The 19,902-nt window shown below is 58.6% G+C and carries 36 protein-coding genes; all 36 read left to right on the top strand.

Features of this window, described 5'->3' with window-relative positions; all coding sequences use genetic code 11:
* The first annotated feature begins 484 nt into the window (after positions 1 to 484).
* Positions 485 to 796 carry a 30S ribosomal protein S10 gene (rpsJ, locus tag H8S45_RS09700; protein WP_054326972.1) on the top strand — a complete coding sequence of 104 codons (312 nt, stop codon included), beginning with the start codon at positions 485 to 487 and terminating at the stop codon, positions 794 to 796.
* Between the two features lie 296 nt (positions 797 to 1,092).
* The gene (gene rplC / locus H8S45_RS09695; RefSeq protein ID WP_054327053.1) at positions 1,093 to 1,788 is read left to right on the top strand and encodes a 50S ribosomal protein L3; all 696 of its coding nucleotides are present in this window, start codon (positions 1,093 to 1,095) and stop codon (positions 1,786 to 1,788) included.
* 18 nt (positions 1,789 to 1,806) lie between these two features.
* A complete protein-coding gene (gene rplD / locus H8S45_RS09690; protein WP_054326971.1) occupies positions 1,807 to 2,430 on the top strand; it encodes a 50S ribosomal protein L4 in 624 nt (207 codons plus the stop codon).
* Positions 2,430 to 2,723: a 50S ribosomal protein L23 gene (gene rplW / locus H8S45_RS09685; RefSeq protein WP_054326970.1), complete on the top strand. Its 294-nt coding sequence runs from the start codon at positions 2,430 to 2,432 to the stop codon at positions 2,721 to 2,723. Before rplD ends, rplW begins: the two co-directional genes overlap by 1 nt.
* Positions 2,724 to 2,919: 196 nt before the next feature.
* A complete protein-coding gene (gene rplB / locus H8S45_RS09680; RefSeq protein WP_054326969.1) occupies positions 2,920 to 3,753 on the top strand; it encodes a 50S ribosomal protein L2 in 834 nt (277 codons plus the stop codon).
* Positions 3,754 to 3,771: 18 nt separating this feature from the next.
* A complete protein-coding gene (gene rpsS / locus H8S45_RS09675; protein WP_054326968.1) occupies positions 3,772 to 4,053 on the top strand; it encodes a 30S ribosomal protein S19 in 282 nt (93 codons plus the stop codon).
* A gap of 17 nt (positions 4,054 to 4,070) precedes the next feature.
* Positions 4,071 to 4,406, top strand: a complete 336-nt coding sequence (gene rplV / locus H8S45_RS09670) for a 50S ribosomal protein L22 (protein ID WP_054326967.1) — start codon at positions 4,071 to 4,073, stop codon at positions 4,404 to 4,406.
* A 13-nt stretch (positions 4,407 to 4,419) separates the two neighbouring features.
* Positions 4,420 to 5,205 carry a 30S ribosomal protein S3 gene (gene rpsC, locus H8S45_RS09665; protein WP_054326966.1) on the top strand — a complete coding sequence of 262 codons (786 nt, stop codon included), beginning with the start codon at positions 4,420 to 4,422 and terminating at the stop codon, positions 5,203 to 5,205.
* The gene (gene rplP, locus H8S45_RS09660) at positions 5,205 to 5,633 is read left to right on the top strand and encodes a 50S ribosomal protein L16 (RefSeq protein WP_054326965.1); all 429 of its coding nucleotides are present in this window, start codon (positions 5,205 to 5,207) and stop codon (positions 5,631 to 5,633) included. Before rpsC ends, rplP begins: the two co-directional genes overlap by 1 nt.
* Entirely contained in the window at positions 5,633 to 5,833 is a 201-nt protein-coding gene (gene rpmC, locus H8S45_RS09655; protein WP_054326964.1) for a 50S ribosomal protein L29, read from the top strand. Before rplP ends, rpmC begins: the two co-directional genes overlap by 1 nt.
* Positions 5,834 to 5,848: 15 nt before the next feature.
* Positions 5,849 to 6,106 (top strand): 30S ribosomal protein S17, encoded by a 258-nt coding sequence (rpsQ, locus tag H8S45_RS09650; RefSeq protein WP_054326963.1) that lies wholly within the window; start codon positions 5,849 to 5,851, stop codon positions 6,104 to 6,106.
* A 12-nt stretch (positions 6,107 to 6,118) separates the two neighbouring features.
* Positions 6,119 to 6,487 carry a 50S ribosomal protein L14 gene (rplN, locus tag H8S45_RS09645; RefSeq protein ID WP_054326962.1) on the top strand — a complete coding sequence of 123 codons (369 nt, stop codon included), beginning with the start codon at positions 6,119 to 6,121 and terminating at the stop codon, positions 6,485 to 6,487.
* Between the two features lie 15 nt (positions 6,488 to 6,502).
* On the top strand, positions 6,503 to 6,820 hold the full coding sequence (rplX, locus tag H8S45_RS09640; RefSeq protein ID WP_054326961.1) for a 50S ribosomal protein L24: 318 nt from the start codon (positions 6,503 to 6,505) through the stop codon (positions 6,818 to 6,820).
* A 19-nt stretch (positions 6,821 to 6,839) separates the two neighbouring features.
* Entirely contained in the window at positions 6,840 to 7,385 is a 546-nt protein-coding gene (gene rplE, locus H8S45_RS09635; RefSeq protein WP_054326960.1) for a 50S ribosomal protein L5, read from the top strand.
* 16 nt (positions 7,386 to 7,401) lie between these two features.
* The gene (locus H8S45_RS09630) at positions 7,402 to 7,587 is read left to right on the top strand and encodes a type Z 30S ribosomal protein S14 (protein WP_031475639.1); all 186 of its coding nucleotides are present in this window, start codon (positions 7,402 to 7,404) and stop codon (positions 7,585 to 7,587) included.
* Between the two features lie 449 nt (positions 7,588 to 8,036).
* Positions 8,037 to 8,435, top strand: coding sequence for a 30S ribosomal protein S8 (gene rpsH / locus H8S45_RS09625; protein ID WP_054326959.1), 399 nt, complete (start codon positions 8,037 to 8,039; stop codon positions 8,433 to 8,435).
* Positions 8,436 to 8,450: 15 nt separating this feature from the next.
* Entirely contained in the window at positions 8,451 to 8,996 is a 546-nt protein-coding gene (gene rplF, locus H8S45_RS09620; RefSeq protein ID WP_054326958.1) for a 50S ribosomal protein L6, read from the top strand.
* An 18-nt stretch (positions 8,997 to 9,014) separates the two neighbouring features.
* Positions 9,015 to 9,374 (top strand): 50S ribosomal protein L18, encoded by a 360-nt coding sequence (gene rplR, locus H8S45_RS09615; protein WP_054326957.1) that lies wholly within the window; start codon positions 9,015 to 9,017, stop codon positions 9,372 to 9,374.
* A gap of 18 nt (positions 9,375 to 9,392) precedes the next feature.
* Complete coding sequence (rpsE, locus tag H8S45_RS09610; protein ID WP_054326956.1) at positions 9,393 to 9,896, top strand: 30S ribosomal protein S5; 504 nt, start codon at positions 9,393 to 9,395, stop codon at positions 9,894 to 9,896.
* Positions 9,897 to 9,913: 17 nt separating this feature from the next.
* A complete protein-coding gene (gene rpmD / locus H8S45_RS09605) occupies positions 9,914 to 10,096 on the top strand; it encodes a 50S ribosomal protein L30 (protein WP_031472218.1) in 183 nt (60 codons plus the stop codon).
* A gap of 3 nt (positions 10,097 to 10,099) precedes the next feature.
* A complete protein-coding gene (gene rplO / locus H8S45_RS09600) occupies positions 10,100 to 10,540 on the top strand; it encodes a 50S ribosomal protein L15 (protein ID WP_054326955.1) in 441 nt (146 codons plus the stop codon).
* 1 nt (position 10,541) lies between these two features.
* Positions 10,542 to 11,831: a preprotein translocase subunit SecY gene (secY, locus tag H8S45_RS09595; RefSeq protein WP_054326954.1), complete on the top strand. Its 1,290-nt coding sequence runs from the start codon at positions 10,542 to 10,544 to the stop codon at positions 11,829 to 11,831.
* An 18-nt stretch (positions 11,832 to 11,849) separates the two neighbouring features.
* The gene (locus H8S45_RS09590; RefSeq protein ID WP_054326953.1) at positions 11,850 to 12,479 is read left to right on the top strand and encodes an adenylate kinase; all 630 of its coding nucleotides are present in this window, start codon (positions 11,850 to 11,852) and stop codon (positions 12,477 to 12,479) included.
* A gap of 3 nt (positions 12,480 to 12,482) precedes the next feature.
* A complete protein-coding gene (gene map, locus H8S45_RS09585) occupies positions 12,483 to 13,247 on the top strand; it encodes a type I methionyl aminopeptidase (protein WP_054326952.1) in 765 nt (254 codons plus the stop codon).
* A complete protein-coding gene (locus tag H8S45_RS09580) occupies positions 13,247 to 13,525 on the top strand; it encodes a KOW domain-containing RNA-binding protein (RefSeq protein WP_054326951.1) in 279 nt (92 codons plus the stop codon). Before map ends, H8S45_RS09580 begins: the two co-directional genes overlap by 1 nt.
* A 22-nt stretch (positions 13,526 to 13,547) precedes the next feature.
* The gene (infA, locus tag H8S45_RS09575; protein ID WP_016148769.1) at positions 13,548 to 13,766 is read left to right on the top strand and encodes a translation initiation factor IF-1; all 219 of its coding nucleotides are present in this window, start codon (positions 13,548 to 13,550) and stop codon (positions 13,764 to 13,766) included.
* A 99-nt stretch (positions 13,767 to 13,865) separates the two neighbouring features.
* Positions 13,866 to 13,979, top strand: coding sequence for a 50S ribosomal protein L36 (gene rpmJ / locus H8S45_RS09570; protein WP_031472205.1), 114 nt, complete (start codon positions 13,866 to 13,868; stop codon positions 13,977 to 13,979).
* Between the two features lie 364 nt (positions 13,980 to 14,343).
* The gene (gene rpsM, locus H8S45_RS09565; RefSeq protein ID WP_054326950.1) at positions 14,344 to 14,712 is read left to right on the top strand and encodes a 30S ribosomal protein S13; all 369 of its coding nucleotides are present in this window, start codon (positions 14,344 to 14,346) and stop codon (positions 14,710 to 14,712) included.
* 16 nt (positions 14,713 to 14,728) lie between these two features.
* Positions 14,729 to 15,136, top strand: a complete 408-nt coding sequence (rpsK, locus tag H8S45_RS09560; protein ID WP_054326949.1) for a 30S ribosomal protein S11 — start codon at positions 14,729 to 14,731, stop codon at positions 15,134 to 15,136.
* An 18-nt stretch (positions 15,137 to 15,154) separates the two neighbouring features.
* Entirely contained in the window at positions 15,155 to 15,748 is a 594-nt protein-coding gene (rpsD, locus tag H8S45_RS09555) for a 30S ribosomal protein S4 (protein WP_054326948.1), read from the top strand.
* An 84-nt stretch (positions 15,749 to 15,832) separates the two neighbouring features.
* On the top strand, positions 15,833 to 16,780 hold the full coding sequence (locus H8S45_RS09550) for a DNA-directed RNA polymerase subunit alpha (RefSeq protein ID WP_107631617.1): 948 nt from the start codon (positions 15,833 to 15,835) through the stop codon (positions 16,778 to 16,780).
* A 70-nt stretch (positions 16,781 to 16,850) separates the two neighbouring features.
* Entirely contained in the window at positions 16,851 to 17,195 is a 345-nt protein-coding gene (gene rplQ, locus H8S45_RS09545; RefSeq protein ID WP_054326946.1) for a 50S ribosomal protein L17, read from the top strand.
* A 261-nt stretch (positions 17,196 to 17,456) separates the two neighbouring features.
* Positions 17,457 to 17,921, top strand: coding sequence for a ribosome maturation factor RimP (locus tag H8S45_RS09540; RefSeq protein ID WP_054326945.1), 465 nt, complete (start codon positions 17,457 to 17,459; stop codon positions 17,919 to 17,921).
* An 18-nt stretch (positions 17,922 to 17,939) separates the two neighbouring features.
* Entirely contained in the window at positions 17,940 to 19,004 is a 1,065-nt protein-coding gene (nusA, locus tag H8S45_RS09535; RefSeq protein WP_107631618.1) for a transcription termination factor NusA, read from the top strand.
* A gap of 22 nt (positions 19,005 to 19,026) precedes the next feature.
* Positions 19,027 to 19,305, top strand: a complete 279-nt coding sequence (rnpM, locus tag H8S45_RS09530; RefSeq protein ID WP_054326944.1) for an RNase P modulator RnpM — start codon at positions 19,027 to 19,029, stop codon at positions 19,303 to 19,305.
* On the top strand, positions 19,295 to 19,780 hold the full coding sequence (locus H8S45_RS09525; RefSeq protein ID WP_107631619.1) for a L7Ae/L30e/S12e/Gadd45 family ribosomal protein: 486 nt from the start codon (positions 19,295 to 19,297) through the stop codon (positions 19,778 to 19,780). The genes rnpM and H8S45_RS09525 overlap by 11 nt, the downstream gene beginning before the upstream one ends.
* Positions 19,781 to 19,902: the final 122 nt, after the last annotated feature.

The raw sequence follows: 19,902 nt of genomic DNA, 5'->3' as shown, positions 1-19,902 counted from the left end.
TGCGGCCGCCATTTTTTTGTGCCTGCGGCCGCAGGGAATTAAATTTTGGAGGCTTTCACAAAAAAAATGCAGAAATTTTGTTCAAGCGCTTGACTTTGGGAAATGCTTGTAGTAATCTATAAAGGCACCTGCAAAAGCAGGTAAAACGCGATGATGCCGGAGATTGCTGCCCTGTGCAGGTAACTTCGGCGGAGTAGGTCCGACAATCGGGCGGTTGAGATAACTGCTATCAGCCGAGAGGACAGAGTGCCTCCAGGCAAAAACGCAATGTTCCTGCGTAAATTCGGGACTTGCGGCGCGTGAGCCGCAAAGCCGATGGCCTGAACCACTTACGTTTCTTATTGTGACCGGATCGTTACACTATCAGTGCGCCCCGGTTATTTTCATGCCCGACCGTGATACGCACGGCGGGGTTGCAGTTTCTCTCCGTAGCGAGTCAAAACATTATTTAATGTATGGCACACATACGAGGAGGAAAACCAAAATGGCAAACGCACAGAAGATCCGCATTCGTCTCAAGGCGTACGACCACGAGTTGATCGACCAGTCCGCGGAGAAGATCATCGAGACCGCCAAGCGCAACGGCGCGAAGGTCTCCGGCCCGATCCCGCTGCCGACCGAGAAGCAGATCGTCACCATCCTGCGCGCGGTACACAAGTACAAGGATTCCCGCGAGCAGTTCGAGCGCCGCACCCACAAGCGCCTGATTGACATCATCAACCCGAATCAGGCCACCATCGAGGCGCTGACCACCCTCGACCTGCCGGCGGGCGTGGAGTTTGAGGTCAAACTCTAAACCCCTATAGGGGGCTTCAAAAGCCCCCTATATACGAAGGTCGGTTCCGGAAGAAACCGATCTTCGTTACCCGAATGACGCCGTCCAGGGCGGCTGGGTCGGGGTGTAAAAAGTCCGGCAAAGCTGGACTTTTTACGGGAAACCGCATGGCGGTTTCATCTTATGATTCCTTTTGTCAACAGGCAGACGGACTAACCCAACCGGCTGCTTGAAGCCCTGCCGCGATACGCGCGGCGAGGTCATGTTGGCGGCCAAATGCCGTCAACCAATAACCTTTAAGGAGGAAAAACACTATGCTGCAGAAAGCAATCATCGGCAAGAAGGTCGGCATGACCCAGATCTTCAACGCTGACGGCAAGGTCATCCCCTGCACGGTGATCGAGGCGGGCCCCTGCGTCGTCACCCAGCTCAAGACCGAGGAAAAGGACGGCTATAACGCGGTTCAGTTCGGTTTTGAGGATATCAAGGAGCGCAAGCTCAACAAGCCGGAGAAAGGCCACCTGAAGAAGGCGGGCGAGTCTCTGAAGAAGTATCTCAAGGAGTTCCGCTTCGCGGACTGCTCCACTTTCCAGCTTGGCGATGTGGTCAAGGCCGACATGTTCGTGGAAGGCGACTACGTCGACGTGACCGGCACTTCCAAGGGTAAGGGCTACGCAGGCGTTATCAAGCGCTTTAACGCGGGCCGCTCCCCGATGAGCCACGGCGCCGGCCCGATGCACCGTCATCAGGGTTCGATGGGCGCGTGTTCCGACCCGTCCAAGATCATGAAGGGCAAAATGATGCCCGGCCACTTGGGTGCCGAGCAGGTCACCGTTCAGAACCTGGACGTTGTCAAGGTTGACGCGGAGCTTAACCTGATCGCCGTTTGCGGCGCGGTTCCGGGTCCCAAGGGCGGCATCGTAGTGCTCAAGAACACCGTCAAGAATAACAAGGTTGCCAAGGGCGAGGCTGGCATCAGCAAGAACCCGCAAAAGGCTTCCGCGAGAAAGTAAGGGAAGGAGGAGCAACGAATGCCTACAGTAGCAGTTTTTGATATGACCGGCAAGAAGACCGGCGAGATGGAGCTTAACGAGGCCGTATTCGGCATCGAGCCCAACATGGCGGTTGTACACGCAGCGGTCAAGAATTACCTGGCCAACCAGCGCCAGGGTACGCAGTCCACGCTGACCCGCGCTGAGGTCCGCGGCGGCGGCATCAAGCCGTGGCGCCAGAAGGGCACCGGCCGCGCGCGTCAGGGCTCGATCCGCTCTCCGCAGTGGACGCACGGCGGTATCGCGCTCGGTCCCAAGCCGCGTTCCTACAATTACAGCCTGACCAAGAAGACCAAGCGCCTGGCCATGCTCTCCGCCCTGTCCGCCAAGGCGGCTGCCGGCGAGATCATTGTGATCGACGGACTGGATATGGGCGAGATCAAGACCAAGAGCTTCGCAGGCTTCCTCAAGTCTGTCGAGGCTACCGGCAAGAGCCTGGTCGTCACCCCCGAGGTCCGCACGAACGTCGTCAAGTCCGCGGCCAATATCCCGGGCGTCCGCACGACGATCGCGTCCACCCTCAACGTATATGAAATCCTCAACGCCGACAAGTTCATCATCGACAAGGCGGCTGTCGAGAAGCTCCAGGAGGTGTACGCATAATGAAGTTCGCTTACGACATTATCAAGAAGCCGGTTATCACCGAGCGTTCGATGGAAGGCCTGCAGGACAACAAGTACACCTTTGAGGTCGCTGCCGACGCAGGAAAGATTGAGATCAAAAAGGCCGTAGAGCAGATCTTCGGCGTCAAGGTCATGAAGGTCAACACCATTAAGCTGCCGGGCAAGTGGAAGCGCATGGGCGTCCACGTCGGTAAGCGTCCGGACGTCAAGAAGGCGGTCGTCACCCTGACCCCTGACTCCAAGAAGATTGAGATCTTCGAGAACATGATGTAAAAGCGTATAGGAGGGACTCCGTCCCCCTTATATAAGTAAAAAGTTTCGAAGAAACTTTTTACGATACTCCCTCTCGTCTGCACAGCGGACGAGGACGCGCCGCCGCGGCGCGATGAAATGACGCGGACATGGTTCGCGTGTGTATGGGGATGCCACCCCGATAAGATACAGAGTTATTAAGGAGTTGAAAATCCAAATGGCTATCAAGACTTTCAACCCGACGACGCCCTCACGCAGAAATATGACTGTGCTGTCCTACAAGGGCCTGTCCAAGGTGAAGCCCGAGAAGAGCCTTCTCGAAAAGGTCAAGAAGACCGCCGGCCGCAACAGCTATGGCCGCATCACCGTCCGCCACATCGGCGGCGGCAACAAGAAAAAGTACCGCATCATTGACTTCAAGCGCCAGAAGCTGGATATGCCGGCGACCGTCATGACGCTTGAGTACGACCCGAACCGCTCGGCCAATATCGCGCTCGTCCAGTATGAGGATGGCGAAAAGGCCTATATCCTCGCGCCGGACGGCCTCTCGATCGGCGACAAGGTCGTTTCCTCCAAGGATGCCGACATCAAGCCCGGCAACTGCCTGCCGGTTGAGTTCATTCCGGTCGGTACCATGATCCACAACATCGAGCTGTATCCTGGCAAGGGCGCGCAGCTGGTCCGTTCCGCTGGCGTTGGCGCGCAGCTGATGGCGAAGGAGAATGGCAAGGCGATGGTCCGTCTGCCCTCCGGCGAGCTGCGCTACGTCCGCCTCGAGTGCAAGGCGACGATCGGCGTTGTGGGCAACTCCGACCATGCCAACGTGCAGATCGGCAAGGCCGGCCGCACCCGCCACATGGGCATCCGCCCGACCGTCCGCGGTTCTGTTATGAACCCGTGCGATCACCCGCACGGCGGTGGCGAGGGTAAGAGCCCGATCGGCCGTCCGTCTCCGGTTACCCCGTGGGGCAAGCCGGCGATGGGCTACAAGACCCGCAAGAAGAACCACCGCACGGATAAGCAGATCGTGCGTCGTCGTAACGGCAAGTAAGAAAGGAGTTAACGTAATATGGGCAGAAGTGTCAAGAAAGGCCCTTTTGTGGCTCCTGAGCTTATCAAAAGAGTCGTTGAAATGAATGAAAAGGGCGAGAAGAAGGTCCTCAAGACTTGGTCCCGCGCTTCCACGATCTTCCCCGAGTTCGTCGGCCACACCTTCGCGGTGCATGACGGCCGCAAGCATGTTCCGGTGTATGTCACCGAGGACATGGTTGGTCACAAGCTGGGCGAGTTTGCTCCCACCCGTACCTACAAGGGTCACGCGGGCAGCAAGACCTCCAATAACGGCAAGTAAGGAGGAGTTAAGGAAACATGGAAGCAAGAGCTATTGTACGCAACGTGCGCATGACCCCGCGTAAGGTCAAGCTGATCTGCGACCTGATCCGCGGCAAGGATGCGGGCGAGGCGATGGCCATTATCATGAATACCCCCAAGGCGGCCTGCGAGCCGATGGAGAAGCTCCTCAAGAGCGCGGTTGCCAACGCGGAGAACAACCATCACATGAACACCGACAAGCTGTACGTCAAGGAAGTACACGTCGGTCCCGGCCCGATCATGAAGCGCGTGATGCCGCGCGCCCAGGGCCGTGCGTTCAGAATCCTCAAGAGAACCTCGCACATCACGCTGGTTCTTGGCGAGAAAGAATAAGGGAGGGTAATCAATGGGCCAGAAAGTAAATCCGAACGGTCTCCGTGTCGGCGTTATCAAGAATTGGGATTCCCGTTGGTTCGCTAAGGACAATGTGTTCGGCGACCTCCTCGTGGAAGACTACAACATTCGTAAGGAACTGAAGAAGCGTCTGTACGACGCAGGCGTTCCGGCGATCGAAATCGAGCGTAAGAACGACGAGATCAAAATCATGATCCAGTGCGCGCGTCCCGGCATGGTTGTCGGCCGCGGTGGCGAGGATATCAAGAAGCTCGAGGAAGAGCTGACCCGCAAGTACGGCAAGAAGGTCCGCTGCTCGATCATCGAGATCAAGAATCCGGACACCAACGCGACCCTGGTCGCGGAGAACATCGCCGCGCAGCTTGAGAAGCGCATTGGCTTCCGCCGCGCGATGAAGCAGTCCATGGGCCGTGCGATGCGCATGGGCGCCAAGGGTATCAAGGTTTCCTGCGGCGGCCGTCTGGGCGGCGCGGAAATCGCCCGCACCGAGCACTATCATGAAGGCACCATCCCGCTGCAGACCCTGCGCGCGGATATCGACTATGGCTTTGCCGAGGCCGCGACCACCTATGGCCGCATCGGCGTAAAGGTTTGGATCTACAAGGGCGAGGTCCTCCACGGCGGTCCGCGTTTGGGCCGTTCGATCGAGGCTCCCAAGCCCGCTTTCGAGCGCCGCGAGCGTCGCGGTGGCCGTGACGACCGCCGTGGCGGCCGCCGCGACTTCAACCGTGGTAACGGCGAGCGCCGCGCGCCCCGCCAGGAAGGAGGCAACCGCTAATGCTGCTCCCCAAGAGAGTGAAATACCGTCGCGTGCATCGTGGCCGCCTCAAGGGCAAGGCCATGCGCGGCAACTTTGTATCCAACGGTGAGTACGGCCTGCAGGCCACTGAGCCGTGCTGGATCACCTCGAACCAGATCGAGGCCGCCCGTATCGCCATGACCCGCTACACCAAGCGCGGCGGTCAGGTATGGATCAAGATTTTCCCCGACAAGCCCGTGACCGAGAAGCCGGCCGAGACCCGAATGGGTTCCGGTAAGGGTTCGCCCGAGTACTGGGTCGCTGTCGTCAAGCCCGGCCGCGTGCTGTTCGAGATCGCCGGCGTTTCCGAGGAAGTTGCCCGCGAAGCGCTGCGTCTGGCCAGCCACAAGCTGCCGTGCAAGACCAAGTTCGTTGCCCGTGAGACCAAGAATGGCGGTGAAGCATGATGAAGGCATCTGAGATCAGAGAACTGACGGCCGAGGAGCTCGCCGCAAAGCTTGGCGACCTGAAGAAGGACCTCTTCAACCTCCGTCTTCAGCTCGCTACCAACCAGTTGGACAATACCAACAAGATCACCGAGGTCAAGCGCGACATTGCGCGCGTCAACACCGTAATCCGTGAGAAGCAGCTCGCGGAGAAGGCGTAAAGGGAGGGAAACGAATTGAGCGAAAGAGCATTACGCAAAACGCGAGTCGGCAAGGTCGTTTCCGACAAGATGGACAAGACCATTGTCGTCGCGATCGAGGATCGCGTAGCGCATCCTCTGTATAAGAAGGTTATTCCGCACACCTATAAGCTGAAGGCGCACGACGAGAACAACGAGTGCGGCATCGGCGACAAGGTAAAGGTGATGGAGACCCGCCCGCTGTCCAAGGATAAGCGCTGGCGCCTGGTCGAGATCATCGAGAAGGCAAAGTAAGGAGGAGAGCACATGGTTCAGCAGGAAACTTTTCTGCGCGCGGCTGACAACAGCGGCGCGAAGGAACTGAAGGTAATCCGTGTTCTCGGCGGCTCCGCACGCAAGTACGGCAATATCGGTGACGTGGTCGTCTGCTCGGTGCGTAAATGCACTCCGGGCGGCGGCGTGAAGAAGGGCGACGTGGTCAAAGCTGTGATCGTCCGCACCGTAAAGGGCCTGCGCCGCGCGGATGGCAGCTACATCCGCTTTGACGAGAACGCCGGCGTTATCATCCGTGACGATAAAAACCCCCGCGGCACCCGTATCTTCGGGCCTGTCGCGCGTGAGCTGCGTGACAAGGACTATATGAAGATCCTGTCGCTTGCTCCGGAAGTACTGTAAGGAGGTCGCCAACAAATGAATAATTTGCATGTAAAGACGGGCGACACCGCAGTCGTTCTTTCCGGCAAGGAAAAGGGCAAGCGCGGCAAGGTCCTGTCCGTAAACCCGAAGAAGGGGATGGTCGTGATCGAGGGTGTGAACATGATCAAGTGCCACACCAAGCCCCGCCGCCAGGGCGAGACCGGCGGTATCATCGAGCGCGAGGGCGCGCTGCGTGCCTGCAAGGTCATGCGCGTGTGTCCGAAGTGCAACAAGCCGACCCGTGTTGCGCACAAGTTTGCCGAGAACGGCGCGAAGCTGACGGTGTGCAAGCACTGTGGCGAGACGCTGTAAGAAGAGGAGGTTGCAATAAATGGTTCCGAATATGAAAGCGAAGTATACTGCGGACGTTGCGCCTGCTCTGATGAAGAAGTTCCAGTACAAGAGCACGATGCAGATCCCGACGATCGACAAGGTCGTCGTCAACGTCGGCTGCGGCAAGGAGGCCAACGGTAACGCCAAGGTCATCGAGTCCGTTGTTCGCGACATCGCTGCGATCACCGGCCAGAAGCCGGTCGTGACTCACGCCAAGAAGTCGGTCGCGAATTTCAAGCTCCGCGAGGGCATGCCGGTAGGCGTCAAGGTCACCCTGCGCCATGATCGTATGTGGGAGTTTTTGGATCGTCTGTTCAATGTTGCGCTGCCGCGCGTGCGCGACTTCCGCGGCATCAATGGCGACGCGTTCGACGGCCGCGGCAACTATGCCCTGGGCCTCAAGGAACAGCTGATCTTCCCGGAGATCTCCTACGACCAGATCGATAAGGTCCGCGGCATGGACATCGTTATCTGCACCACCGCGCAGACCGATGAAGAAGCGAAAGAGCTGCTCACGCTGATGGGCGCTCCGTTTGAGAAGTAAGGGAGGAGAATGATAAATGGCTAAGAAGTCGATGATCCTCAAGCAGCAGGCGAAGCCGAAGTTCTCTACCCGTGCTTACAACCGCTGCAAGATCTGCGGCCGCCCTCACGCGTACCTGCGTGATTTCGGCATCTGCCGTATCTGCTTCCGCGAGCTGGCCTACAAAGGCCAGATCCCGGGCGTGCGCAAGGCTTCCTGGTAAGCTTTGCGTCGATCAAAGGTTAGGCATATGCCCTGACTTTTGATGAAAACAGAAGCCTGCTTCTGTTTTCTATCCTAACTGCGCGCTTTCGCGCGAGAAGATTGCGAAAGCGGGCGCGCTATGCGCCCGCTTTTTTGCAGACTTTGCCGTATTTTGTCGGCAAAGACACTTTTATTGCGTTTTGACGGGAACGAAAGCCGAAAGTTTGATAAAAATATGCACTTTGTTGCTTGTCAGAACGTTCAAAAACATGCTATAATTAGTCGATAGCCCGCTCTGCGGGCTTATCGGCTGTTATAAAAAAACAGTTTCCCCGGCCGCTGTCTGTGGAAGGGCCACAGGCAGTGTAAAGAAAAGTGGGAGGCAAACAGGCCAATCAAGAGGGGACCCAACCCAGCCCCGCTCCGATTGCTGCACTACCCCCAAACTTCTTGAAAAGGAGAGCATTTATGCAGATCACTGATCCCATCGCGGATATGCTGACCCGTATCCGCAACGCCGGCAATGCTCGTCATGCCAGCGTGGACGTACCCGCGTCCAAAATGAAGAAGGCAATTGCCCAGATCCTGCTCGACGAAGGCTATATCAAGTCTTTTGAGACGCTCGAGGGCAACACGCAGGGCATCATCCGCATCACGCTCAAGTATGTGGACGGCCGCCAGAAGGCTATCTCCGGCCTTAAGCGCGTATCCAAGCCCGGCCTGCGTGTCTATGCCGGCGCACAGGAGCTTCCCAAGGTACTCCGCGGCCTCGGCATTGCCATCATTTCCACGTCGAGAGGCGTCATGACCGACAAAAAGGCCCGCGAGCTGAACGTCGGCGGCGAAGTTCTCGCATTTGTATGGTAAGGGGAGGTATAAAATATGTCTCGAATTGGTAGAATGCCGATTGCCATCCCGTCCGGTGTGGAGGTCAAGATCGACGGCCACGTCGTAACGGTGAAGGGCGCAAAGGCAACCCTTACCCGCGAAATCCATCCGAATATGAATGTTGCGGTGGAGGGAAATGAAATCCTCGTCACCCGTCCGAACGACGACAAGCAGAACCGCGCGCTGCACGGCCTGACCCGCAGCCTGATCCACAACATGGTGGTGGGCGTGACCGACGGCTTCAAAAAGGAGCTGAGCGTGCAGGGTGTTGGCTACCGTGTCGCCAAGCAGGGCAAGGATCTGGTTATGAACCTCGGCTACTCGCATCAGGTTACGATGAGCGAAACCGACGGTATCACGATCGACGTTCCGAACCCGAACACGATCATCATCTCCGGTCCTGACAAGCAGAAGGTCGGCCAGTTTGCTGCGGAAGTCCGCGAAAAGCGCCCGCCGGAGCCCTACAAGGGCAAGGGCATCCGCTACGCTGACGAGTATGTCCGCCGCAAGGAAGGCAAGACCGGCGCGAAGAAGAAGTAAGGAAAGGAGAGGCGAAAAATGGTTTCGAAGAAGGATTCCAACAAGGCGCGTCTGCAGCGCCACAAGCGCGTGCGCGCAAAGATCAGCGGCACGGCCGAGCGTCCGCGTCTGGACGTTTACCGTTCTGCCAAGAATATTTATGCACAGGTCATCGACGATGTCGCCGGTGTCACCTTAGTCTCCGCCTCGACTGCCGAGAAGGACTTCACCGAGTACGGCGGCAACAAGGAAGCGGCCAAGAAGATTGGCATGCTGGTTGCCGAGCGCTGCAAGGCCAAGGGTATTGAGAACGTCGTGTTCGACCGCGGCGGCTATCTGTACCACGGCCGCGTGAAGGAGCTCGCGGAGGGCGCCCGTGAGGGCGGCCTGCAGTTTTAAGTCGGGAGGAGGTAAAACATGGCTCAGTTTAATAGAAACGATAAGCGCGAGGACGAGTTCTCCGAGAACGTCGTAGCACTCAACCGCGTTGCCAAGACCGTAAAGGGCGGCCGTATCTTCAAGTTTGCGGCGCTGGTCGTCGTTGGCGACGGCAAGGGTACGGTCGGCTTCGGCTTGGGCAAGGCATCCGAAGTTCCGGACGCGATCCGCAAGGGCATCGAGGACGCCAAGAAGAACCTCGTCAAGATTTCCCTGAAGGGTACCACCATCCCGCACGAGGTTATCGGCGAGTTCGGGGCGGGCCGCGTTCTGCTCAAGCCCGCTGCCCCCGGTACCGGCGTTATCGCCGGCGGCGCGGTCCGTGCGGTCGTTGAGGCTGCCGGCATCAAGGACATCCGTACCAAGTGCCTGCGCTCCAACAACCCGCAGAACGTCGTTACGGCGACGATGGAAGGCCTGAAGAGCCTGCGCGACGCTGCCCAGGTGGCGGCGGTTCGCGGCAAAGCCGTAGAAGAACTGTAAGAAAGGGGTAACTCACAATGGCTAACATGAAGATTACCCTGAAAAAGAGCCTGGTCGGCCGCTTGGATAAGCACATTGCGACCGCTCATTCTTTGGGGCTTAAGAAGATCAACGATGTAACCGTTCAGCCGGACAACGCGCAGACGCGCGGCAAGGTTAAGCAGATCGGTTACCTGCTCGAAGTTGTAGAGGAGGCGTAACCCATGAAGCTTCACGAATTATCGCCTGCCGCAGGTTCCGTAAAGCCCGCTTACCGCAAGGGCCGCGGCGCCGGTTCCGGCAACGGCAAGACCGCGGGCCGCGGTCACAAGGGCCAGTGGGCTCGTTCCGGCGGCGGCGTCCGCCCGGGCTTTGAAGGCGGCCAGATGCCTCTGGCGCGCCGCCTGCCGAAGCGTGGTTTCAACAATATTTTCGGCACCACCTACGCACCGGTCAATGTTTCCGCTCTGGAGAAGTTTGAAGATGGCACCGAGGTCACCGCAGAAGCGCTGCGCGAGGCCGGTATCGTCAAGAATGCTCTCGACGGCATCAAGATCCTTGGCAACGGTACGCTCACCAAGAAGCTGACGGTTAAGGCCGCGGCGTTCTCGGCGTCCGCAAAGGAGAAGATCGAAGCCGCAGGCGGAAAGGCCGAGGTGATTTAAGGTGTTTCAAACCCTTAAAAACGCCTGGAACATGCCGGAGCTGCGCAAGAAGATCCTGTATACGCTGTTTATCCTGCTGATCTTCCGCTTTGGCTCCTGCATCCCCGTGCCGTTCATCAACACCGAGCTGCTGGCGACCTACTTTGAGCAGTCGCAGGTGGCGGGGTCGATGCTCGGTTACCTTGATATGTTCACCGGCGGCGGTCTGTCCAACGCGACGATCTTCGCCATGTCCATCACGCCGTATATCAACGCGTCCATTATCCTGCAGCTGCTGACCGTTGCCATCCCCGCGCTTGAGCGTATGGTCAAGGAAGGCGGCGAGGAGGGGCGCAAGAGGATCGCTTCCTGGACCCGCTATGTCGCGGTTGTCCTCGGCCTTCTGCAGGGCTTCTCCTACTATGCGCTGCTGCGCAGCAACGGATTCCTGTCCAACACGAGCGTCCTTGCCGCGGCCGCGATCATCCTGACGTTCACCGCGGGTACCGCGCTGATCATGTGGCTGGGCGAGCACATCACCCAGAACGGCATCGGCAACGGTATCTCGATCATCCTGTTCGCGGGCATCGTCTCCCGCGGCCCGTCGCTGATCCGGACGCTGTACAACCTGTTCAAGCAGGGCGGCGGCAGCATTATTTCCGCGTTGCTGATGATCGTCATCGGCTTGGCCGTTGTCGTGTTCATCGTGTTCATGTCCAACGCGGAGCGCCGCATTCCAGTGCAGTACGCCAAGCGCGTGGTCGGCCGCAAGATGTACGGCGGCCAGTCCACCCACCTGCCGATCAAGGTCAACGCGTCCGGTGTTATGCCGATCATTTTCGCGTCGTCCATCCTGTCGCTGCCCCAGACCGTTTCGATGTTCTGGCAGCCGGCGGCCGGCACGGTCGGCTGGCATGTATTGAACCTGTTCTCGCAGTCCAACCCGTTCTATATTATTGTATACGGACTGCTGATCCTTGCGTTCGCGTATTTCTACGCTTCCATCCAGTTCAACCCGATCGAGATTTCCAACAACCTCAAGAAGAACGGCGGCTTCATTCCGGGCTTTCGTCCGGGCAAGCCGACGAGCGACTTTATCACCAAGGCGCTCGGCAAGGTTACCTTTGTGGGCGCGATCTTCCTGGGAATTGTTGCGATTCTGCCGTTGATCGTCGGCGCAATCTCCCCGAACCTCTCCAATGTGGCTCTGGGCGGCACGTCGGTCATCATCGTCGTCGGCGTTGCGCTTGATACCGTCAAGCAGCTGGAGGCACAGATGCTCATGCGCCACCACAAGGGCTTCTTGGAATAATGCTGGAGGCATACTGAAGTGAATCTGATTTTACTGGGCGCTCCGGGCGCCGGCAAAGGCACGCTTGCGTCCTATCTTGTGGAAAAGATGGGGGTGCCGAGCGTATCGACCGGCAATATTCTGCGCGAAGCGATCAAGAACAACACACCGCTCGGCCAGTCGGCCAAGCAGTTTATGGATGCAGGGCAGCTTGTACCGGACGGAGTCGTGATCGGCATGCTCAAGGAGCGCATTGCCGAGCCGGATTGTAAAAATGGCTTCATCCTGGACGGGTTCCCGCGCACCATCCCGCAGGCGGAGGCGCTGGATACGATCGCAACGATCGACTGCGCGCTTTCGCTGGAAGTGCCGGACGAGGTGATCGAGGGCCGTATGACCGGCCGCCGTGTCTGCCTCAAGTGCGGCGCGTCCTACCACATCAAGGCCAACCCGCCCAGACAGGCGGACACCTGCGATGTGTGCGGCGACAAGCTGCATATCCGCAAGGATGACAAGCCGGATGTGGTGCAGCACCGTTTGGCAACCTACCATGAGCAGACCGAGCCGCTCAAGGATTACTATGGTAAGCAGGGCAAGCTCAAAAGCATCGATGGTACGCAGGGTATCCGCCAGACGGAACAGATCGCCGTTCAGGCGTTGGGTCTGTAAGCTATGATCCATTTGAAGTCAGAAAAAGAGCTCGAACGGATGCGTGTCGCCGGCCGCATTACCGCGCTTGCGCGGAAAGCGGCGGCGGACGCGGTCCGTCCCGGCGTCACGACAGGCGAAATCGACCGGATCGTCCGCAAGACGATCGAGGACGCGGGCGCGAAGCCCTCGTTCCTCGGTTACGGCGGCTTTCCCAGCAGCGCCTGCGTATCGGTCAACGACGAGGTCATCCACGGCATCCCCTCAAAGCATCATGTGGTGCGGGAGGGGGATATCGTCAAAGTGGACGTTGGCGCCTATATTGGCGGCTACCACGGCGACTGCGCCTGCACCGTACCCTGCGGTGAGGTGTCCGAGGAGGCCAGGCGTCTGATCGAAGTGACCCGGCAGAGCTTCTATGAGGGTATCAAATTTGCCCGCGAGGGCTACCGCGTTTCCGATATCTCCGCAGCCGTGCAGGCCTATGTGGAGAAAAACGGCTTTTCGGTGGTGCGCGCTTACGTCGGCCACGGCGTAGGGGAGAACCTGCACGAATCACCCGAAGTACCGAATTTCGGCCATCCGGGCCATGGAATCCGGCTGCAGCGTGGTATGACTATCGCAGTGGAACCCATGGTCAATGTGGGTGTGTATGACGTCAAGGTCCTGCCGGACGGCTGGACCGTCAAAACCAGGGACGGGAAGCTGTCCGCCCACTATGAGAACACGATCGCCATTACGGATGGCGAGCCGGAGATACTAACCAGCATCGACGGTGAGGTGTTGTAATGGTGGAGGCCCACACAGCCGATATCGTGCTGTCGCTGACCGGCAGGGACAAGGGCAGGCTCATGCTTGTCATGGCGGAAGAGGGGGATTTTCTTCTGCTGGCAAACGGGCGCGCGCGCAGAGCGGAAAGTCCCAAGCGCAAGCGCCGCAAGCATGTGAGCTACCAGGGGCCGAGTGACGGGCGTACGGCGCGCAAGCTGCTGGAGTCCGGCCGCCTGACCAACAGCGACATACGCAAGGCCCTTTCCCTTTGGACAGGGGACGAGGACGCAAATTGACCGAGGAGGGTAATACACATATATGGCAAAAGATGATGTAATCGAACTCGAAGGTACCGTCATAGAGGCGCTGCCTAACGCGATGTTTCAGGTGGAACTGCCCAACGGCCATAAGATACTGGCTCATATTTCAGGCAAGCTCCGCATGAACTTTATCCGCATTCTTCCCGGCGACAAGGTCACCGTTCAGATGTCGCCCTACGACCTGACCCGCGGTCGTATCACTTGGCGTTCCAAGTGACCCAAAAGCGGGCGGAGGCGCGTATGTGACCCGAGCGCCAGCGGTCGCCGGTTTTCCGGTGTCCCATCCCACCAAAATTTTTGATGGAGGTAAAATGTCATGAAGGTAAGACCATCTGTTAAGCCGATCTGCGAGAAGTGCAAGATCATCCGCCGCAAGGGCAAGGTCATGGTTATCTGCCAGAACCCGAAGCATAAGCAGAAGCAGGGCTAAAAATCTTATAGGGGACTTCAAAAGTCCCCTATATACGAAAACAAGTTCGGGAGAAACTTGTTTTCGATACCCGAGCAGCGCGGCCCAAGGCCGCTGGGTCGGGGAGTCAAAAGCACGGGCGAAGCTCGCGCTTTTGATGAAAACGGCATGGCCGTTTTCTGATTGCATGCGCCGGACGGCGCGAATGTGTGAAGCGGTTTTTCTACCGTTTCCAGATAAATTGCCGCGCGTCATGGCGCGGGATGATGGTTTACGCGAACACGACAAGCACGCGCGGGCGCGCGGCGCTGCAGGGGCGGAGGCGGTCCCTACACTGTGTTTGCCAACACGCCTCAGTGTAAACAAATCGGAGGTTTTATAAAGTATGGCACGTATTGCCGGTGTTGACCTTCCCCGCGAGAAGCGCGTGGAGATCGGCCTGACCTACGTCTTCGGCATTGGCCGCAAGACGTCCAACGAAATCCTTGCCAAGACCGGTATCAATCCCGATACCCGCGTCAAGGACCTGACCGAAGAAGAAGCCGCCAAGCTGCGTGAAGTAATCGACCGCGACTACAACGTCGAGGGCGACCTGCGCCGCGAGATCGGCCTGAATATCAAGCGTTTGGTTGAAATCGGCTGCTACCGCGGCCTGCGCCACCGCCGCGGCCTGCCGGTACGCGGCCAGCGCACCAAGACCAACGCCCGTACCCGCAAGGGTCCCAAGAAGACCATTGCGAACAAGAAGAAGTAAGGAGGGGAACGTATAAATGGCTAAGGTACAGCAGAAAAAGGGCGCGGCGACCCGTACGCGCCGCCGCGAGCGCAAGAACATTGAAAAGGGCGCGGCTCACATCCGTTCCTCTTTCAACAACACCATCGTTACCATTACCGACCTGAACGGCAACGCAATTTCCTGGGCTTCCTCTGGCGAAATGGGCTTCCGCGGCTCGCGTAAGTCCACCCCGTTCGCCGCGCAGACCGCGGCTGAAACCGCCGCGGCCGCCGCGATGGAGCACGGCCTGAAGACGGTTGAGGTTTACGTTAAGGGACCGGGTTCCGGCCGCGAGGCTGCGATCCGCGCGCTGCAGGCCGCGGGGCTTGAGGTCACCATGATTAAGGACGTGACCCCGATCCCGCACAATGGCTGCCGTCCGCCCAAGCGCAGAAGAGTATAATAAGGAGGAAACCAATCAATGGCTAAGAATACACAGCCCGTTCTCAAGCGCTGCAAGACGCTTGGTCTCTCCCCCGCGGTACTTGGTTACTCCAAGTCCACCAAGCGCCAGCCCAAGCAGTCCCGCCGCAAGCAGTCCGAATACGGCATGCAGCTCAACGAGAAGCAGAAGGTAAAATTCATCTATGGCGTGCTCGAGAAGCAGTTCCATGCTTACTATGAGAAGGCCGAACGTAAGCAGGGCATCACCGGTGAGATCCTGCTTCAGGAGCTTGAGCGCCGCCTGGACAACGTCGTATTCCGCATGGGCTTTGCGAACACCCGCCGCGAGGCGCGCCAGCTCGTCAACCATGCGCACTTCACCGTAAATGGCAAGCGCGTCAATATCCCGTCCTATCAGGTCAAGCCGGGCGATGTTGTCGCGGTCTGCGAGAAATCCCGCAGCTCCGCCAAGTTCAAGACCCTGCTGGAGGAGAACGGCAAGAAGCAATGCCCCAAGTGGATCGACAAGGCCAAGGATTCCTTTGAGGGCAGGATCGCCTCGATGCCGGCGCGTGATGACATCGATTATGATGTATCCGAGCACCTCATCGTCGAGTTGTACTCGAAGTAACAGACCCTCGCTTTTGGAGCCTGCGCGGCGCCTGCGCCGCCTGCTCCGCTTAGAGTTTCCAACCAACGTGAAGGAGGGTACCAAATGATCGAAATCGAAAAGCCGCGTATTGACTGTGAACAGCTCGCTGAAGACGGCTCTTACGGCAAATTCGTCGTGGAACCGCTGGAGCGCGGATATGGCACCACGCTGGGCAACTCCCTGCGCCGCATTCTGCTTTCGTCGCTGCCGGGTACGGCCGCGTCGAGCATCAAGATCGCCGGCGTGCAGCATGAGTTCTCCACCATCCCGGGCGTTAAGGAAGACGTGACCGAGATCGTACTGAACATCAAGGGCATCATCGCCAAGCTGCACTGCGACGGCCCCAAGACGGTCTACATCGAGGCCGCCGGCGAGGGCGAGGTAAAGGCTGGCGACATCCACGCTGACGGCGAGGTCGAGATCCTCAATCCCGACCTGCACATCGCTACCCTGATGAGCGATGCGCGCCTGTCCATGGAGATCACGCTGACTTCGGGCCGCGGCTACGTTCCGGCCGAGAAGAATAAGCAGCACCAGACCTCCATCGGCGTCATTCCGGTGGATTCGATCTACACACCAGTTTACAAGGTCAACTATACGGTGGAGAACACCCGTGTGCGCGACCTGACCGACTATGATAAGCTTACGCTCGAGATCTGGACCGACGGCACCATCACCGCGCGCGACGCGGTTTCGCTTGGCGCAAAGGTGCTGCGAGACCATCTCGACCTGTTCGTCGACCTGTCCGACGAGATCGGCTCCAAATCCACGGTTGTTGAAAAGGCCGAAGCGCAGCACGATAAGGTGCTTGAGATGACCATTGAGGAGCTTGACTTCTCGGTGCGCTCGTTCAACTGCCTCAAGCGCGCGGGTATCAACACAGTGGAGGATCTGATCAACACCTCGGAAGAGGACATGATGAAGGTCCGCAACCTGGGCCGCAAATCGCTGGAAGAGGTCATCGGCAAGCTGGAGGCCATGGGCCTGTCGCTTGCCAAGTCCGACGAATAAGAAAGACCGATAATGCGGCGGCACGAAAAGCCGCGCCGCCGCCTTTACTTTATTTTGGAGGTAAACACGAATGGCTAACAATCGCAAGCTCGGCCGTCCTACCGATCACCGTATGGCCATGCTGCGCGCGATGGTGACCTATCTGCTGGAAAACGGCAGGGTCGAGACCACCGTTGCCCGCGCCAAGGAAGTCGGCCCGCTGACCGAAAAGATGATTACTCTCGGCAAGAAGAACACGCTCGCTTCCCGCCGTCAGGCGATGGCTTTCATCACCAAGGAAGCTGTTGTTGCAAAGCTGTTCTCTGAAATCGCGCCGGAGTATGCAAGCCGTAACGGCGGTTACACCCGCATCATCAAGACCGGCCCGCGCCGCGGCGACGCAGCGGAAATGGCGATCATCGAGCTGGTTAAGTAAGATAACGGCTCACTTGGAAGCAGGAAGATGACGCAAAAAGGTTATCCAGTAGCGTGCTTACTGGATAACCTTTTTCTTTTTGCTTTCGTGCGGAATGTATCGCCGAAATATCTTCAAACAGAAAAGAAAAACACAGAAACCCCTTGCAATGTGCGGGATTTCGTGCTATACTACTGTCGTTAAGTAAGAAGTAACCGTAAGGAGTGGCGAAAGCCACTCCTTACGCTTTGCTTGAGAGAAATCGGAAAAGGAGGGACGGCTTTGCAGGCAAAGCAGATCGTCGCCCGTGTGGAAGAGTTGGTAAAGCCCTTGTGCGAGCAGGCCGGCGTTTCCCTGTGGGACGTGGAATTTGAAAAGGAGGGCGGCCGGTATATGCTGACCGTGACCGTCGATCATCCGGAGGGCGTGCAGATCGACCAGTGCGAGCAGGTTTCGCGCGCGCTCGACCCCATGCTGGATGAAAAGGAATTCGACGATATGCCGTCCTATACGCTGTGCGTTTCCTCGGCGGGGTTGTCGAGACGACTCAAGCGGCCGGAGCATTTCGCGGCGTTTATCGGCCATCCGGTCGAACTCGGCTTTTATAAGCCTGTAAACGGCGCAAAGCAGACGGAAGGCACCCTCGTTGCCTATGATAACGGCTGCGTGACGCTGGAGAGCGGCGGGCAGCAGACTGTTTATGAACCCAAAGATATAGCCGCGGTGCGACTTGCGGTTGAAATTTAAGGAGATGAACCGGAAAAAATGGTGAACGCAGAATTTTTTGACGCGCTGGAGCAGCTCGAAAAGGAAAAGGGGATACCGGTCGATTACATGCTCGACCGCGTGGGCCAGGCTTTGATTACTGCTTACAAGCGCGACAACGACGGGATGACGGACAATGTGTTCGTTGAACCGGATCGGGATAAAAAGACCATCCGCATGTATGTGCGCAAAACGGTCGTCAAGGCGGAGGACCTCTATGAGCCGTATGAGGAGATCACACTCGAGGAGGCGGCCGAGTATAAGAACAATCCCATGGTGGGCGATATCATAGATATTGACATCCCGACCAAGTCGTTCGGCCGCATCGCGGCGCAGACCGCCAAGCAGGTCATTATCCAGGGCATCCGTGAAGCGGAGCGCGGCATGGTGATCTCGGAGTTTGAGAGCAAGGAGCATGAGATCCTGACCGGCGTGATCGCCCGTATCGACCCCCGCTCGGGCAACGCGTATCTGGACGTGGTTTCGGGCGGCGAAAAGAGCGAAGCAGTCCTAGCCGCTTCTGAGCAGGTGCGCGGGGAGCAGCTTGCCGAAGGGCAGCGCGTCAAGGTATACCTGATCGAAGTGCGCCGCGGCACGCGCGGTCCGCAGGTCGTGGTATCGCGCACGCACCCGGGCCTGGTCAAGCGCCTGTTTGAGCTTGAGGTGCCGGAAATCCATTCCGGCGTGGTTGAGGTCAAGTCGATCGCGCGTGAAGCGGGCAACCGCACCAAGATCGCGGTTACATCGCACGACGAGAACGTCGATCCGATCGGCGCATGCGTGGGTACGCGCGGCGCGCGCGTCGCCAACATCACCGGCGAGCTGAACGGTGAAAAAATCGATATCATCAAGTGGAGTGAGGATACGGCGCAGTTCGTTTCCGCAGCGCTCGCCCCCGCTGACGTGATCTCCGCGTCTGTGCAGGCGGACAACAAGTCCTGCCGCGTGATTGTACCGGACGACCAGCTTTCGCTCGCCATCGGCAAGGAGGGGCAGAACGCCCGCCTTGCCGCCAAGCTGACCGGCTGCAAAATTGACATCGCTCCGGAATCACAGGGCGAATAACAAAACGGGGGTGCGGCAGAATATGGTACAGAAAAAGGTTCCCATGCGGCAATGCCTCGGCTGCCGCGAAATGTTTCCCAAGCGCGAGCTGATCCGCGTGGTGCGTTCACCGGAGGGTGCGCTTTCGCTGGACTTCAGGGGGAAAGCGCCGGGGCGCGGCGCCTATCTGTGCAGCAGGCCGGAGTGCCTGAAAAAAGCGCGCAAGAGCCGCGCGATCGAACGTGCGCTTTCGGTCGAGGTGCCGGAGGACGTGTACAGCGCGCTGGAAAAGCAGATGGAGGAGGGCGCGCATGATGAATGATCCCGTCCTCCGGATGCTGGGGCTGGCGCGGCGCGCCGGCAAGCTGGCGTTCGGCGACGAGCTGGTGCGCGAGGCCTGCATGGAGAAAAAGGCCCGCTGCGTGATGGCTGCATCAGATGCCGGCGAGAGTACGGCGAAGAAGGCCGCGTTTTATGCCGAACGCGCAAACGTACCGTTTCTCGTCCTGCCGGTGGATAAGCAGACGCTGGGCGCTGCGATCGGCAAGGGCGGCTGCGCGGTATGCGCAGTGACCGATATCGGCCTGGCGTCCGCGGCGGTGCAGCGGCTCGCGGCGCAGGACAGCGGCTATGCGGACGTATCCGCGCAGCTTGCGGAAAAAAACGCGCGCATCCAGTCGCGCCGGGGCAAAAAGAAGCCCCGCGCCTCGCAGTCTCAGGCGGCGCAGCCGCCGCGCCGCGCAGGCAGCGCCCCGCGCAAAGCGAACAAAAGCCCACGCGCAAAGCGCGTATTCTAATAGGCAACCCCCGCAAAGCGGCGTTTGCCATCAAAATCGGGAGCCTGTATCACGATTTTGATATCAGAAAGCTGTTTTGTGTGCCGTGTGGCGGCGCGTAAAACAGCGCATAAGAGGTGTTC

Origin of the sequence: Agathobaculum faecis, assembly GCF_014287995.1 — a bacterium.
Lineage (GTDB): Bacteria > Bacillota > Clostridia > Oscillospirales > Butyricicoccaceae > Agathobaculum > Agathobaculum ammoniilyticum.
Note: the sequence above shows the minus strand (reverse complement) of the source record. Positions and strands in the feature narration are given on the sequence as shown.

Bases quoted from the DNA above. Each gene is read 5' to 3' on its own strand.
- rpsJ (WP_054326972.1), top strand. From the start codon at position 485: ATGGCAAACGCACAGAAGATCCGCATTCGTCTCAAGGCGTACGACCAC.
- rplD (WP_054326971.1), top strand. From the start codon at position 1,807: ATGCCTACAGTAGCAGTTTTTGATATGACCGGCAAGAAGACCGGCGAG.
- rplW (WP_054326970.1), top strand. From the start codon at position 2,430: ATGAAGTTCGCTTACGACATTATCAAGAAGCCGGTTATCACCGAGCGT.
- rplB (WP_054326969.1), top strand. From the start codon at position 2,920: ATGGCTATCAAGACTTTCAACCCGACGACGCCCTCACGCAGAAATATG.
- rpsS (WP_054326968.1), top strand. From the start codon at position 3,772: ATGGGCAGAAGTGTCAAGAAAGGCCCTTTTGTGGCTCCTGAGCTTATC.
- rplV (WP_054326967.1), top strand. From the start codon at position 4,071: ATGGAAGCAAGAGCTATTGTACGCAACGTGCGCATGACCCCGCGTAAG.
- rpsC (WP_054326966.1), top strand. From the start codon at position 4,420: ATGGGCCAGAAAGTAAATCCGAACGGTCTCCGTGTCGGCGTTATCAAG.
- rplP (WP_054326965.1), top strand. From the start codon at position 5,205: ATGCTGCTCCCCAAGAGAGTGAAATACCGTCGCGTGCATCGTGGCCGC.
- rpmC (WP_054326964.1), top strand. From the start codon at position 5,633: ATGAAGGCATCTGAGATCAGAGAACTGACGGCCGAGGAGCTCGCCGCA.
- rplN (WP_054326962.1), top strand. From the start codon at position 6,119: ATGGTTCAGCAGGAAACTTTTCTGCGCGCGGCTGACAACAGCGGCGCG.
- rplX (WP_054326961.1), top strand. From the start codon at position 6,503: ATGAATAATTTGCATGTAAAGACGGGCGACACCGCAGTCGTTCTTTCC.
- rplE (WP_054326960.1), top strand. From the start codon at position 6,840: ATGGTTCCGAATATGAAAGCGAAGTATACTGCGGACGTTGCGCCTGCT.
- H8S45_RS09630 (WP_031475639.1), top strand. From the start codon at position 7,402: ATGGCTAAGAAGTCGATGATCCTCAAGCAGCAGGCGAAGCCGAAGTTC.
- rpsH (WP_054326959.1), top strand. From the start codon at position 8,037: ATGCAGATCACTGATCCCATCGCGGATATGCTGACCCGTATCCGCAAC.
- rplF (WP_054326958.1), top strand. From the start codon at position 8,451: ATGTCTCGAATTGGTAGAATGCCGATTGCCATCCCGTCCGGTGTGGAG.
- rplR (WP_054326957.1), top strand. From the start codon at position 9,015: ATGGTTTCGAAGAAGGATTCCAACAAGGCGCGTCTGCAGCGCCACAAG.
- rpsE (WP_054326956.1), top strand. From the start codon at position 9,393: ATGGCTCAGTTTAATAGAAACGATAAGCGCGAGGACGAGTTCTCCGAG.
- rpmD (WP_031472218.1), top strand. From the start codon at position 9,914: ATGGCTAACATGAAGATTACCCTGAAAAAGAGCCTGGTCGGCCGCTTG.
- rplO (WP_054326955.1), top strand. From the start codon at position 10,100: ATGAAGCTTCACGAATTATCGCCTGCCGCAGGTTCCGTAAAGCCCGCT.
- map (WP_054326952.1), top strand. From the start codon at position 12,483: ATGATCCATTTGAAGTCAGAAAAAGAGCTCGAACGGATGCGTGTCGCC.
- H8S45_RS09580 (WP_054326951.1), top strand. From the start codon at position 13,247: ATGGTGGAGGCCCACACAGCCGATATCGTGCTGTCGCTGACCGGCAGG.
- infA (WP_016148769.1), top strand. From the start codon at position 13,548: ATGGCAAAAGATGATGTAATCGAACTCGAAGGTACCGTCATAGAGGCG.
- rpmJ (WP_031472205.1), top strand. From the start codon at position 13,866: ATGAAGGTAAGACCATCTGTTAAGCCGATCTGCGAGAAGTGCAAGATC.
- rpsM (WP_054326950.1), top strand. From the start codon at position 14,344: ATGGCACGTATTGCCGGTGTTGACCTTCCCCGCGAGAAGCGCGTGGAG.
- rpsK (WP_054326949.1), top strand. From the start codon at position 14,729: ATGGCTAAGGTACAGCAGAAAAAGGGCGCGGCGACCCGTACGCGCCGC.
- rpsD (WP_054326948.1), top strand. From the start codon at position 15,155: ATGGCTAAGAATACACAGCCCGTTCTCAAGCGCTGCAAGACGCTTGGT.
- H8S45_RS09550 (WP_107631617.1), top strand. From the start codon at position 15,833: ATGATCGAAATCGAAAAGCCGCGTATTGACTGTGAACAGCTCGCTGAA.
- rplQ (WP_054326946.1), top strand. From the start codon at position 16,851: ATGGCTAACAATCGCAAGCTCGGCCGTCCTACCGATCACCGTATGGCC.
- nusA (WP_107631618.1), top strand. From the start codon at position 17,940: ATGGTGAACGCAGAATTTTTTGACGCGCTGGAGCAGCTCGAAAAGGAA.
- rnpM (WP_054326944.1), top strand. From the start codon at position 19,027: ATGGTACAGAAAAAGGTTCCCATGCGGCAATGCCTCGGCTGCCGCGAA.
- H8S45_RS09525 (WP_107631619.1), top strand. From the start codon at position 19,295: ATGATGAATGATCCCGTCCTCCGGATGCTGGGGCTGGCGCGGCGCGCC.